The sequence below is a fragment of the Pseudomonas sp. ChxA genome (assembly GCF_030263855.1).
Taxonomy (GTDB): Bacteria; Pseudomonadota; Gammaproteobacteria; order Pseudomonadales; family Pseudomonadaceae; genus Aquipseudomonas; species Aquipseudomonas fluorescens_CB.
Map to the genome: position 1 here is coordinate 1,924,165 of NZ_JARPMK010000001.1, position 13,812 is coordinate 1,937,976.

The following is a 13,812-nucleotide window of genomic DNA, read 5'->3' on the forward strand; positions in this document are numbered from 1 at the left end:
CAGACCAATCCTGGCCGATCGCTGATGCAGCGCATTTCCCGCGAGAGTTTGGCTGACTCAAGAGAGGGCACGTTTTTCAGCCGGTTTTAGGTTTATTTTCCATTTGTTTTAGGTACCACGCAATAGTGCTGGTAAGGCCGTCTGCCAGATTATGTTGAGCAGACCAGCCCAATTCCTGTTCGGCTAGGCTGCAGTCCAACACGTTCACGGGTACGTCGAAGGGGCGACCGGGTTTGTACGTGCGCTCAATCGGTTTGTTGACGATTTTCTCAATAACATTAATAAGCTCATTCAACGAAGTACCGGTGCCGGAACCCAAATTGAAAACTTGATGTTTGCCGGTATAACGCAATGCTTTGACGAAAGCGTCGGCGAGATCTTTGATATAGATATAATCACGGGTCACGCTGCCGTCACCCCATATCTCGATGGGGTTGTTAGCTACCGCACGATTGATAAAGGCAGCTACTGCGCCTTGGGCGGTCTCGATACGCTGACGCTCTCCATATGGATTGGCAACCCGCAAGGTAATAGGCTCGATGCCGTGAAGTTGGCTATAGAGGTATAAATATTTTTCGATAGTCAGCTTGCTGATACCGTAAGACACTTCCGGCTCAGTGGGGTGGGTCTCAGGAATCGGCATCTGATGTGGACGACCGTAAACAGTTCCGCCCGACGAAATAAACACAATTTTCTTGATGTTTAGCTCAACCATGGAGTCGAGCATATTCAAGGTGCTGACGACATTGGTTTGAATGTCGTAAATGGTATCTTCGTTGGAAGACTTGGGCAGGGTGGTGGATACCAGATGAAGTATCCCGTCGGTGCCCTCCATGGCACTGTGAAGATTGTGCTTGCTCTGGAAGTCACCGGTGATCCACTCAACCGATTCGTCGTCCGTAAATTTGCGGTAAGGCTCCACACGGGGGCGCTCAAAAATACGCAGGCTGTGCCCTTCTTTCAGCAGTTGATCCGCGATTGTGGAACCAATAAAACCACCGCCACCAAAAATCACATATTTCATAAAATCTCCGTTTTTTCATGAGGCCTTTTAATCAGCCCTATATACGCTTTGTCCAGAGCCTTGGCGTATATTTTTAAGGTAGAGCCTGCAACTCTTGGCGTTCGATGTAGGCCAGTGGTTCCAGACTTGAATGCATTGAGATGGTTTTTCAGCACTTGAGCGAGTGCATGACTGTTACCTGCTGGAAACAATTCAACGGTGTCTTCGCTATTGAGGTACTCCGTGATGCCCGTAACGTCACTGGCGATCACAGGAAGGCCGCTTGCCAAGGCATTCAGGAGCACCAAGGGTGCGTTTTCTCGCCAAATTGATGGAATGACAAGAGCGTCGAGATCGGCCATGACGTCACCGATCAAATCGGGGGCGAAGGTGCCGACGAAATGAACCCGCTGGTCTTCTGCGCACTGTGCCCGTAGTGAAGCTACATAGTCTGGATAATGTTCGGTATCGCCGTAGATTCGGATGTCGATATTTTTGTTGTCGATCATCTTGATGGCGTCCAGCAACACATGGCAACCTTTATGGGTTACTAGCGTGCCTATAAAGCCGATGGTATAGCTGCCTGACTTCGAGTGCTCTCTGAGTATCAATTCCTGCGTAATGACAGGAGGTTCGACCGCGTACTTAAGCGGCTGTATTTTTCTTCCGGAAATTTGATTGGCTTCAAGTAAGGATTCAATTGAGCGCGTCGGCGGCAGGATCAAGTCTGTTCTTGATAAATAGCCAATAATAATTGACTTGCGAATTTTTAGATCGATATACATTCTTCGATATCGAGCCAGCCTTGAAAACGGGAGATATGAGAGGATCTGGAAGAGCAAAGCAATCATCTTTGCGGGTACTATTTTTACCGAGTCCACCAACACTCTCTTATTGGTATTCATCAGAAGATGCTTCAGGCAATTTCCCGCATGGCTGACCGGGCCATTGCACTCCGGAGTTCCCCAAGGTTTCAGCAACTGACAGGTCCTGCACGTCAGCCAATAATCGGTAGGCGTAAATACAGTGGGTATATTTCGCTTAAGGCAGGATTGCAAGCACGATAACGTGAGGTTTTTAAAATGAAAAAAATGCACCAGATCTGGTTCAAATGACTCAAGTATCGCCTCAAACTCAGGCACAATATTTTGATTGTCATACTCCTCCACGACCGTCTCGGCTGTGAATTTCCCCTGCCGATAGGGCGTCCAAATACGATGGACGGTAAAACCTTGAAGCTCGTAGCTATCGCTGGAATAGATCTGAGCTTGAGTCAGGGCGCCCGTCACCACACGCACGTCATAGCCAAGGCTACGCAGCGCTTTAGCGGTAGATAGAGTGAGCACTTCGGTGCCAGCACTGAACGTCGGAAAAAATTGATGGACGCAAAGCAGAATGCGTGGGGCGCTGGAGGGCAAGGATAAGCTGCTCATATGGCCTCGGAGGAAATCGCCATTTACGGCCCTTGCCTTGAATACGGGGTCGACGGAAGGAAAAGCATGCTGCGTGATAACGTACTTCATTTTGGCAACGGCCTGCCATCAAACCTTGCGCGGTGTTGATGGCAGTCGTCGGTTCAATGATCAGACGCCATACATGGCAAAGGTTTCCTTGGCCATCGTTTCCGGGGTCCGATCATAATTTGTGGTAGTGGACATGCCATAGAGTGTGGCCGGCGCCAACACCAAGCTGGACAGCTTTTTATACAAGTCGTCGGCACTTCCTCTGGCAAACGCTAGCCCGTTGACGCCTGGCTCTAGGAACTCGGTCATACCTTGTACATCGGAAACGAGCACAGGAGTGTGTGTTGCCAATGCATTGAGCAATACCAGCGGGCTGTTTTCGTACCATTTTGACGGCACGACGAGCAGGTCAAGATCCTTCAGGATATCGACCATGTCACCTTTGTCAAAGGTGCCTAGGAATTCGATGTCACCACCCGCTGCTTTCGCTCTGAGGTCAGCCATGTAGGCTGGGTCCTGATCCGCTGGGCCATATATCTTCAAGCGCGCAGAGTTTTTTGGTAGCCGTTGGAAGGCGTCTACCAATAGGTCCGTGCCCTTGTGGGGAGCGATCTGACCGATAAAGCCTATGGTCGGGACATGATCGGACGAACGCGTTGGCTTGGCCGTACGATCAATATCAATGCCGAACCAGAGTGCGTGCATAGGCACTTTTACTTCGTTGGCCAAGTAGGCTTTTTTCAGAAACGCCGTAGGCGCGACGGCCCCTTTGTAGCCTTGGTTATAAAGCGAAATCAGTGTATCGGGGCGGCGTGCAATGTCTTCAATAGTGCCGTCAATTTCACCATTTTTGAGCCCTGGCATTTTGCGCAAAAACGTAGCTGAGGTTGCAATGACCTTTGCTGCCGTGGCTGATTTGGCATACCCCATCCAGCCCCCAACCTTGCCGCGAGCAGCTTCTTTTATGTAGCAGGCTACACAGTTGGATCGGCTCCGGGACGGGCCCGCGCAGAGCGCGCCATCTGCGGCTTGCAGTTTATTGTTGAGGCAAAAACCAAAGAAGTCGGTGAATGTGGCGTAAGTCGGAATACCCAGCGCCGTCGTCGCTTCGAGCAGCACAGAAGTGTGATTGATCAAGTGCGTGACATGCACCACATCTGGTTGCAGCTCAGACAGCAGCGACTTGAGAATTTCGCGCATTTCCGGCTGATAGTACGTTTCTTTGATACGGCTGTGCGGAACCTTGTTCTTGTCCAGACAGATAACCTTAATGCCCTCATACTCAAAATGAGAGAGAAGATTTTCTGTTGCGGGCTCGCCCTGAAAAATCGCGCTCACGACAGTAACGTCATGGCCCCAGGCAGCATAATTTTTCGCCAGCTCCAGGGTATAAGTTTCCGTCCCATAGAAATGGTCGGGGAAGAAACAATGTACAAAAAAGACGATTTTCATTTTTTCTTTTCAACCATGATGTCGCTGTAAATATTTTGATAACCCTTAATCATTGCTTGAATAGAGAAATTATTCTGGGCTCGTTTTCTGTGGAGTTCAGCGATTTTCAGGCGACGAGGATCATCTTCAAGCAACGACACAATGATATCGGACAGCGCATCAGAGTTGCCTGGCGGTGCGAGCAGAGAATCGTCTTCAACGATTTCTCCAATAGCGCCGATATCGAAGCCCACCACCGGCACACGCATGTTCATCGCGAACGGGCTGACCTGACCGAAGCTTTCCTTCCAGACGGGAGCGACGAAAATCTTCATGCGGTCGTAAATGGCAGGCAGGGTGTCGTAAGGGACGTAACCGGTGAACTCAAAGTTTTCCGCAACACCGGCCTCTTCAGTAGCCTTCATAAAAGGCTCCATCAGGCTGCCTCCACCCACGATCAATACTTTGATCGATGGCTTTTTCTGGGCGGCGAGAATGAAAGGCATAATGGATTCGGAGTTGAGTTTGTCGCCCTCGAGGCGGTAAACCATACCGATACAGTCTTCCTTAGGCTTGCGGCTATTACGCGACTGGAACATGGCGAAGTCAGAGCCGGGGTAAACCGTGACGTGGTTGGATTGATCTTTCCCGAATACACGTCTTACGTAATCGCTGACGTACACGTAGCGTTTGATCGCTTCCGAATAGTAGGGTGCAACCGGGGTGTTGATGTTTTGAATGACAGGGATGCCCATCACCTCGGCCGCCTGTACCGCCTTCGCGTACCATGGCTCATCACAGTCACCCCAATAGTGCATGTGGATAAAGTCTGGTTGAATGTCTTTAAAAAGGTTTACGAACGGTGCTTCATCGTCGGGGAAGCGAACTTCTTCAACGGGAATTCCAACATATGCCGCTGGTTGAGGAGCGTAGCTGGTGACTATCCTCTGGTCGTACTTTCCGCCCAGATATTCATAAATATCGACTACTAATCGTGATGAGCCGCCGGTCATAAAGTTAGCAATGACATGCACCACAACCGGCCGGGCCGCGGCCAGTTTTTTCGGCTGTTTTACCAGATAGCCGGTCTCAGGAGTCGTACTGACGGCGGTACCCACTTGTTGATTACGCAACCGGTGTACCGCTGGGAGCAGTGCAACACGCAGTCGGTTTCTCAGTGCGGACGGCATGACCAGACTACCACTCAGGTAGATGATTTTGGCTATCCCTCGTAGTGATACGGGGCGTGCCGCGATCGCATCCCGCCAGCGCAGCAGTCGAGTTTGGCGCAATTGGTTAAAGCGAGATTTTTCTTGCTCGATCGCATGAGACCAATTTTTTTGTTCTTCCGATAATTGCACTGCGGACCGTTCCAGCTGTTCCTTCAGTAGGTTGATGACATTATCCTTTTCGTTAATCGCCGCGTTGAGACGATTAACTTCCGTGCTCAGCTCATCTAGCTGAGAGTCATTCTGGCGGATTTGCAAATTGGCCTCGAAAATTTCCTGGTGAGTGTTGGCAAGCAATGAGTCTTTTTCCAATAGCATGAGGTTGAGCTGTTCAACCTCCAGCCCTTGTTCGCTCAATTGGTGTTCCTTATCCTCGCAATGAGCGTTGAGCCGGGATATTTCCCGACCGGTCTCATTGAGTAGCAAGTCTTTTTCGACAATCGCCAAATTCAAGCGGTTTAGCTCAAGCGCCAATTCGCTAAGGTGATTGTCTTTTTGCTCATACTGTTCGTTAAGGTTGGAGAGGGCGTCGCCCAGCTCACTGAGACGCGAATCTTTCTCTGTCATCATCAGTTGCAGACGGTGTACCTCTGCGCCGAGTTCGCCTAGCTGAGTACTTTTTAATTCACTCTGTTCACTGAAAACAACGATTTCGCTACCCAATTCACTGAGGCGTAAGTCTTTCTCTTTAATCATCAGTTGCAGGCGGTGCACCTCGGTGCCGAGTTCGCCTAGCTGGGTGTTTTTTAATTCATACTGTTCACTGAAGCTGGCAAATTCGTTGCCCAGTTCACTGAGCTGAGAGTCTTTCTCTGTAATCATCAGTTGCAGGCGGTGCACCTCGGTGCCGAGTTCGCCTAACTGGGTGTTTTTTAATTCATACTGTTCACTGAAGCTGGCAAATTCGTTGCCCAGCTCACTGAGCTGAGAGTCTTTCTCTGTAATCATCAGTTGCAGGCGGTGCACCTCGGTGCCGAGTTCGCCTAGCTGGGTGTTTTTTAATTCATACTGTTCATTGAAGCTGGCAATTTCATTGCCCAGTTCATTGAGGCGAGAGTCTTTCTCTGTAATCATCGATTGTAGGCGGTGCACCTCAGTGCCTAGTTCGCCTAGCTGGGTGCTTTTTAATTCACTCTGTTCACTGAAAAGAGCAATCTCACTGCCCAGCTCATTGAGGTAAGCGTCTTTTTCGGTCAACAGCAGGTTCAGACGATTGATCTCGATGCCCAGCTCATTGAGTTTAGATTCCTTGTGACTGGTTGTTGAGCTTAGCGAAGCAATTTCCTGACCAACTTCATTCAGGCGCAGGTCTTTTTCAACAATAACATGATCCAAGTGGTTGAGTTTTTGACCGATCTCATTCAACAGGCCGTTTTTAGCCTCGATCAATAAATTCAATCTTTGTAGTTCTAGACCAGATTGGTTGAGTTTCTGATCTTTTTCTACGGTGTGGCTATAAAACGCGTTAACTTCGCGCTTCGCCATTTCAGACACTTCGCCCATTAAAATGTCTTTATTAATGAGGAGCTTATTCAGTCGATCAATTTCAACGCGCATTTTATCGAGCTGGCGCAGCTGTGAGATCCGATCGCGTTGTAATTGGTGCCACCATTGTGGAGTTTTCTGCTCGGCATTTTCTACGTACCTCAAGGCATACGCGCAGGAGGTTGCATACTCAACGATAGCGCCTAGTTCATACAGGCCAAAGTCGCTTGGGTTTTCCAGCGATCCATAGGCGGCTTTCCAATCGAGTTTCAATGCTGCTTCGGCTGCGATTAAGCCTTGTTGCCAGTAGTCTATAGCGGCCTGAGTGTGAGAGCAGCCGGACTCTATCAGCCCGAGATTCAAGAATGCATGAATCTGTTTGGTGATGAGCGTTGGGCTGTAATCAGCACAGTTGAAGGCGGTGCAGGCTACGTAATAAGAGATAGCTTTTTGGCTCTCACCGTATTTTTGCCAGAGCTGCGCAAGCAGATAGCAAAGGGAGACCTGCCATCTTAGTTGCTGAGGCGTTGAAGCGGTCTCTTTCAGGTAAGGCTGGCACTGCCCTTCAAAGAGCTCAACATCAAGCCAGCCACATTCAGCGCTGGCGTACAGCTGATAACCCGACACGCATAGCGCCGCGCCCTGGTCTGGTGTGGTCGCTGGTGCCTCCAGCGCTACCTGCTTGCTGAGGGCGCTGAGTAGTTGGGCATTACTGATGCGATGCCCGATCGTGACCATACCTTTGACCAGCCAAGGGTTGTCGTATTCTTCGAATCGCGTTACGTGCCATTCCGGGTTCTCCGGATACTGGTCATAGGTTGTTTCCGTGTAAGGCACATCAGCGCCTTTACTCGGTGCTTTCATTCCAACCAGCAAGCACCACTCGCACTCTGGATCTTCTGTGGCGAGCGCGTCGACGCTGGTTTGGAAAAGTTGGCGTGTGCCCACCGCCCATTGTTTGTTTTTCTTATATTGATCGGCCGTTTGCCCGAACGCAGCCTCCACCAAAAAGTGTTGTTGTGTTTCCTGGAGGATTTTTTCCCATGTGTAGACATGAAAGTGAAAGGGGTTGGGGTCTTCTCCGGTCTCATCGGACCAGTCCCTGGGAACGGACAACACGATGCGCCCAGCGGGCGTAAGCACCCTGTGGAACTCTGCCATCAAGGCTTTCGGATCCTGGACGTGCTCCAAGGTTTCAAAAGACGTGACCAAGTCGATCGAGTTGTCAGGGATATCAAAGAGTGCTTCTGGAAGCCACCCTTCTTTGAAACTCAGGTGGGTCGACTGCGCTGCGAAGTTTAGCTTGGCGTATTCAATAGCGTATTCGCTGCCGTCAATACCCAACACGCTAGCGGCATCAGAGCACTTGCGTAAAAGGTAGGAGCCGTAACCCAGCCCGCATGCAGCGTCGAGCACGCGATCACCCGGACGTATATAGCGGCTGGCTAAAACGTAGCGAATGATATGAGCATCAGAGCGACTACCTGGCTCACGGGTCATATCCATGTGCAAGTCGCGCTCTTCGACCAACGCAGTCAATGGGTATTTAAGTACGGCCTCGGTGGGAATTTTCTCCAGCGGGATGGCGACCTTGCCTTGTTCCTCTTGAAGCGCCTGGTAGTCGTTTACTCTGTAGTAAGCCGGATGCTTACGCATTCCGGCTTGAAAAAACTGAGCTTCACAGTATTTGCGGAACGCAGAAGCCTGCGAGGGTTCTGGATGGCCCAGATACAAAAATACGTTAGCATTGGAGACACGAATAATCTCTTCTATAAACCGCGTCTCCAGAACGCCCGGTTGAGGGAGTTCGGTGACCAAAACAGTGTTGAACTGGTTATTGGCGAACGGAAACTGCTCACCCTCAAGCTGTTGAAAACGACCGTTTAGCCGGTGTGCACAATAGTCAGTTCGGGCGGGGTCCATTCCCAGGCTGATGACTTGAATACCGCTGGCCAAAAAATACTGAATAAGGGGCAGGTCAGAAAGACCGATATGCAAAAGCGGACCGTTACCGCAACTCCCAAGCAGCTGCTCGGCAACTTTGGACATTTCATCGGACGACATGAAAATCGGTGCGCAGGTTGAGCTGTATTCAATAAGATCAGCAGAATTCAAAGTCATCTGTTCAACCCTTAATCGAAATGGCTTTCATGCGGAGGTCCATTACACCGCCAAAATGGTATTCACGAGGCTTGGTCGCAATCGAGAAAAAAGCAGCCTCATCGCGCCAGTGGATGATGCGCTGTTCTGCATAATAAGGTTTACCTTCGTGCGAAATGGCCGCCTGCACCTCATAAAGGTTTACACCCAGGCTGCAGACAAATTCGAAATCTACGGTAAAAGTTTCGCCCGCGGAGAAACTTTTACCCCAAAAGTGCTCGCCCTCGCAGAGGTTCGCATCAATAGCCATGTCCTGATTCAACGTGCCCCAGGAGTAAATTTTCACGCCTTCTTTGTTGCGCAACCGAATCCCGACGTTGAGGTTGCTAAGGTCTGAGTGACTGACGCACTCTACGCGCAGTACCGCGGTCTCGGTAGGGTAGAAAACTTGTTTCTCCGCGCCGTCCGTATCAAGTACTTTGACCGAAATGACTTCTGCGTCGAAATTGCCGAATGAGAACTTGTCAGGGGCTTTGCCTTTGACGGAGGGCGCTGCCTGAGTCTTGTTTGAAACAACTTTCGTCAGGTGCGCAAGGTAGGCACTTTCTTGGGCGTGCAGGTCTCTCCGGTAATCCAGAATGACTTCTGCCGAAGGCCCAGCGCTTTGAATTCTGCCATTGGACAGGAAAATTGCGCGCTGGGTGAGTGTGCGCACCGACTCCTCATCATGGGATACAAAAAGCAGAGTAGTGCCACTGCTGGTCAGCATTTCGATGCGTTCGTAACAACGCTTCTGAAAGAGGGCGTCACCGACGGCAAGCGCCTCATCGACGATCAGGATATCCGGTTTCAGGTTAGCCTGTACGGAGAACGCCAGCCTAACGAACATGCCACTGGAGTACGTTTTTACGGGCTGATCGATAAACGTACCGATATCGGCGAAAGAGAGAATGTCATCCATCAATTCATCGGTTTGTTGGCGATTCAAGCCGTGAATAGCACAATTAAGGTAGACGTTTTCACGACCGCTGAAGTCTGGATTGAAGCCAGACCCGAGTTCAAGCAAGGCGGCAATCCTTCCGTTCACATTTACTGTGCCAGAGGTGGGGGTTAACGTTCCGCAAATAATTTGTAGCAGCGTTGATTTGCCTGAACCATTCTTGCCAATGATGCCGACCGATTCGCCGCGTGCGATTTCAAAGTTAATATCGTTAAGCGCCCAAAACTCTTTGTGCGTCTTCAACGAGGGTAGAAACATTTGCAACAGACGATCTTGAGCTTTTTCATACATGTTGAAACGCTTGGACAGACCGCTGACACTGATAGCAACATCGTTAGAGTACATCTGCGAAACCTGCGCGAGTTTTTTGAAAGAAGGCGTAGCCCAAGGCGCAAGTGATAACTCCAATCCCGAAGCTTATTGCCAAGCTGTGCCAGTCTGGTAGTTGTCCAAATAGCAAGGTCGCTCTTCCGTTTTCAATAATGGCTGTCAGTGGGTTCAGATACAGCCAGCCTTGATACTGTTCAGGCAGTGCCGATATAGGGTAAAAAACCGGCGATAAAAAGAGTAGCGCCGTCACCGCCATGCCGGTAATTTGCCCGATGTCTCTGATATAAGTACCGAGTGCAGCCAGTAACCATGAAATGCCCATCATCATAAATACCAGTGGTATTATAATTATTGGGAAGTATAAGGCCGTTAGCGGGACCGTATGGTTGAAAAATAGCTGAGTGGCGAGCAGTACGCTTAGGCTAACGGTAAAGTGAAACAAGGCATTCAGTACTGAGGTCATAGTAAGCACTTCAATAGGGAATACCACTTTTTTGACGTAGTTGACGTTGCTCAGAATCAGCTTGGGTGCCGAGTTGATGCATTCTGCACAGAAGCCATGGATGATCAATCCGGCGAATAGCACCAGCGCGAAGTCGACTTTTGACTCAGAACCCAAGCCAGCGCCCCACCGTGCCTTGAAGACCGTCGAAAATACAAATGTATAAATGGTGAGTAGCAGAAGCGGGTTGATAAATGACCACGCCACGCCCATGACGGAGCCACGATAGCGCGAGGAGATTTCTCGTTGGGTCAATTGGGATATCAACTGACGATGTCTAAAACCACTTTTCAGCATCTGCCAAGGGGAAAGTGGTTGAGCGGTATGCATTTCCATTAGTTGATTCTAACCTGATGTAAATTTAGAACGTATTGCTGAATACGGTCATTAATAGAATAGGATTGACCATCGTCCACTACTACTTGTTCAATAAAAACGGTATCGGGTATTTGAATGGACGGCGCTTTCATAGCAGATGCTTTCTCTTCATCCGGGAAAATTGGGTTTTGAGCAGGTATTCAGCAATTAAGAATGAAAAGCGGGTGCAGAGCAGCGTGCGTCCCATAAATTGACCTTTGTCGAGTGCCAAAGGGAGGGGCGATGATCTCTGCAGGCGTCTGATTGGGCCCTTTGACGCTGCCTCTCCAGATCTTGACGTTATGGCGTTCATCGAAATATTTTTGCTTTGGCGGACTCATTCAGACGTTGCTCGGTCGTGTCAAAAAGCGGTACCGATGTCGGCTAAAGCTTCAAAGCGTAGAGTTTAGCTTTATTGGCATTATGGGACTAGCGATAATTTTTTGTGGCCATTCGTCTGGTCCATGGAGCAGTAAGCGGAAGCGCTTGTGCCTGAATTTTGCAACGCTAAGCATCTCGGTACACGCAAACCTCAAGTGAGATGAGGCTTTGCACCCTCCGATCGGTTTCGTCCACGGGCAGTCTTAAGGCCGCGCCTTCCTTGGATCCTCATGTTGCAGTGATCCGACAGGTGGCTGTCCTGGCGAAGGATAAACTCAGGCGGTTGTGTGTCAAAGGCCGGTAATAAAGCTTCCCAGGTCTCGAGATCAACGTGGCGGTGGGAATTTAATTCAACGAAGGGTGGGCAAGGAGATGCAAACGAGAGTGGGTAGCCTTTGGGGGGAGGGGCGCGCAGGCGTTTTCGTTGCTCACTTGCCCTACCAAAGCTGGCTGTACAAAGTTATGATACCGGCCCGTCAAAATGCCGGCCTATAGAGTGTAGAGAAGGCTTTGCAAATGATGCTTTCGAATTCATAGGACCTCTGTCCTTGAAGTAGCCGGTAGTGACCTCGGTGTTCATGCTTCGGGTTAGGCTGTTGATAGATGGTAATAGCCGCGTCAGTTGTTCTTATGGAAGGTCGTAAAGTCATCAAGCAATGGCAGCCAATCCGGTCAAATCTTTTTATGTAAGAGCCGTATTTGTTGCTATCACACTGCCTTTCCTCGGCGTGGGGTTGTTGTAATGCCCCCTGGGGTAGTCGCAGCGTGCCTCCCCTATAACGTGTATTTGTGTCCACTGAATTGTTGTATCCAACTGAATTGAAAAGGAACGTAGCATGAGCAAATTTTGGATTATTCCTGCGGTAGCGGTTGCTGCAATCGTAGCTGGCATCATTTACACGTCGACCGCTACGCAAAGCCCAGTGGCGTCCAAAACAACTGTATTCGCCGATGGTACGACCATCTCGGATCTGCGGTTCGACTCAACCGATTCGTTGGATAAGCATAAGCTTGCTGTGATGAAGGTGGCCCGCGGCAAGGAAAGCGGTCTGTCGTTTGCGGTTCATTTGAATGATGACAAGCAAACTATCGCGGAAAATGTGGGTGATTTTGAGTTGGCTAAATTTTGTACGGGTACTGACGTATTGACTTGTTCCATTCCTCTCTCCCTGAGTGGTTTCGAGCACTCCAAATCGCTGGGCGTTGTCGCCTACAGTACGCCAGGTGTTCAATTGGTAGTGAAGGAAGGCCGTTCGGACTGGGATGGTCATCGCGCTATCTTCCCAACGAACTGAGATAGGGCTTGCTCGGGATACCAGGCCTGAGCATTCTTCATGAGCTGCAAAAGCGTCTATTTTGAAGCACTGGTCCAATTTCGTTGCTGCTTAGGCCGCGATTAGAAGTTCAGAGGCGGATACTGATCCGCCTCTGAACTGTTCGCGGGTAGCGATTTATTAGCGACGCCTTGATTCATCGGGTAGATGTTTCAGGTCTAAAGCGGGCGGCAATCGCTGTATCGATTCACCCGAACCTTTATAGATCAGCTGCGATCAAGCCTGTGGGGGCTAGCTTTTTTCTCCCTTGCGTTGTCCAGCTTCCCAATCCGCAACACCAGCCACAACGCCCCCGCAATCAACACCCCGCCATACAGATGCGCCATCGACAACGGCTCCCCCAGCAACAACGCCCCCCACAACACCCCAAACGGCGGAATCATAAACGTCACCGTCATCGACTTCACCGGCCCAATCGACGACAGCAAACGGAAGTACAGGATGTAGGCAAACGCCGTACACACCAGCCCCAACCCGAGCAACGACGACCATACCTGCCAGCCACCCCAGCTCGCCGGTGGGTGGCTGATGGCGCTGTAGGCAAAGAACGGGAGTAAGAACAGGGTAGCGCCGAGCATGCTCCCTAACGCCGAAAGTCGGCTGTCCAAGCCGCCGCGCTGATCGAGCCAGCGCCGCGCCAGGAACCCGGCAAAGCCGTAGCATGTGGTGGCCAGCAGGCAGGCCAATGCGCCCATCAACAAGTCCCTATCAAAGGCTACCGGCCCGGCTCGGGTCAGGACTCCTACGCCAAACAGGCCCAAACACACACCAGCGATTTTCGAAGGCGTCAGGCGTTCACTGAAGAACAGCCCACCAATCAACACGCCCATCAACGGCGTGGTGGCGTTGAAGATCGCCGAGTAGCCTGCCGGCAGCACCTGGGCCGCCACGGAGTACATGGTGGCGGGAATCCCGGAGTTGATCACGCCGAGCAGTAGCACGGTCTTGAACTTGCCCTGGAAGTTCCAGTTCACGCGCATCACGGTGAGGATGACCAGCAGGCCGGCTGCCGCAATCGACACGCGAAAAAACGCAGTCGGCACCGTGCCGATTTCCGGCGCAATGATGCGCATGAACAGGAAGCTCGCGCCCCAAATGGCAGCCAGCCCCAACAGGTACAGGGTGTCGACAGGTCTCACGGAACACTCCTACATCAATAAGGCGGGGAGTGTTGCCCAGTGGCCTGCACGACACAAT

Annotated in this window: 8 protein-coding genes; 1 reads left to right on the forward strand and 7 read right to left on the reverse strand. The window is 50.7% G+C overall.

Features of this window, described 5'->3' with window-relative positions:
• Nucleotides 1–76: 76 nt before the first annotated feature.
• From P5706_RS08620 to P5706_RS08645, 6 genes are read right to left on the reverse strand one after another with little or no spacing between them, the layout of a single operon-like run.
• Nucleotides 77–1,024 carry an NAD-dependent epimerase/dehydratase family protein gene (locus P5706_RS08620; RefSeq protein WP_285678993.1) on the reverse strand — a complete coding sequence of 316 codons (948 nt, stop codon included), beginning with the start codon at nt 1,022–1,024 and terminating at the stop codon, nt 77–79.
• Nucleotides 1,021–2,526 (reverse strand): glycosyltransferase, encoded by a 1,506-nt coding sequence (locus P5706_RS08625; RefSeq protein WP_285678994.1) that lies wholly within the window; start codon nt 2,524–2,526, stop codon nt 1,021–1,023. The genes P5706_RS08620 and P5706_RS08625 overlap by 4 nt, the downstream gene beginning before the upstream one ends.
• Nucleotides 2,527–2,586: 60 nt before the next feature.
• Nucleotides 2,587–3,918, reverse strand: a complete 1,332-nt coding sequence (locus tag P5706_RS08630) for a glycosyltransferase family 4 protein (RefSeq protein WP_285678995.1) — start codon at nt 3,916–3,918, stop codon at nt 2,587–2,589.
• Nucleotides 3,915–8,732, reverse strand: coding sequence for a glycosyltransferase (locus P5706_RS08635; protein ID WP_285678996.1), 4,818 nt, complete (start codon nt 8,730–8,732; stop codon nt 3,915–3,917). Before P5706_RS08635 ends, P5706_RS08630 begins: the two co-directional genes overlap by 4 nt.
• 4 nt (nt 8,733–8,736) lie before the next feature.
• Nucleotides 8,737–10,056, reverse strand: coding sequence for an ABC transporter ATP-binding protein (locus tag P5706_RS08640; RefSeq protein ID WP_285678997.1), 1,320 nt, complete (start codon nt 10,054–10,056; stop codon nt 8,737–8,739).
• Nucleotides 10,046–10,879: an ABC transporter permease gene (locus P5706_RS08645; protein ID WP_285678998.1), complete on the reverse strand. Its 834-nt coding sequence runs from the start codon at nt 10,877–10,879 to the stop codon at nt 10,046–10,048. Before P5706_RS08645 ends, P5706_RS08640 begins: the two co-directional genes overlap by 11 nt.
• A 1,238-nt stretch (nt 10,880–12,117) precedes the next feature.
• Here P5706_RS08645 and P5706_RS08650 point away from each other — a divergent pair.
• Nucleotides 12,118–12,576, forward strand: a complete 459-nt coding sequence (locus P5706_RS08650) for a hypothetical protein (protein ID WP_236446757.1) — start codon at nt 12,118–12,120, stop codon at nt 12,574–12,576.
• A gap of 245 nt (nt 12,577–12,821) precedes the next feature.
• On the opposite strand, the gene P5706_RS08655 is transcribed toward P5706_RS08650, so the two are convergent.
• Nucleotides 12,822–13,754, reverse strand: a complete 933-nt coding sequence (locus tag P5706_RS08655; RefSeq protein WP_285678999.1) for a DMT family transporter — start codon at nt 13,752–13,754, stop codon at nt 12,822–12,824.
• Between the last annotated feature and the right edge of the window lie 58 nt (nt 13,755–13,812).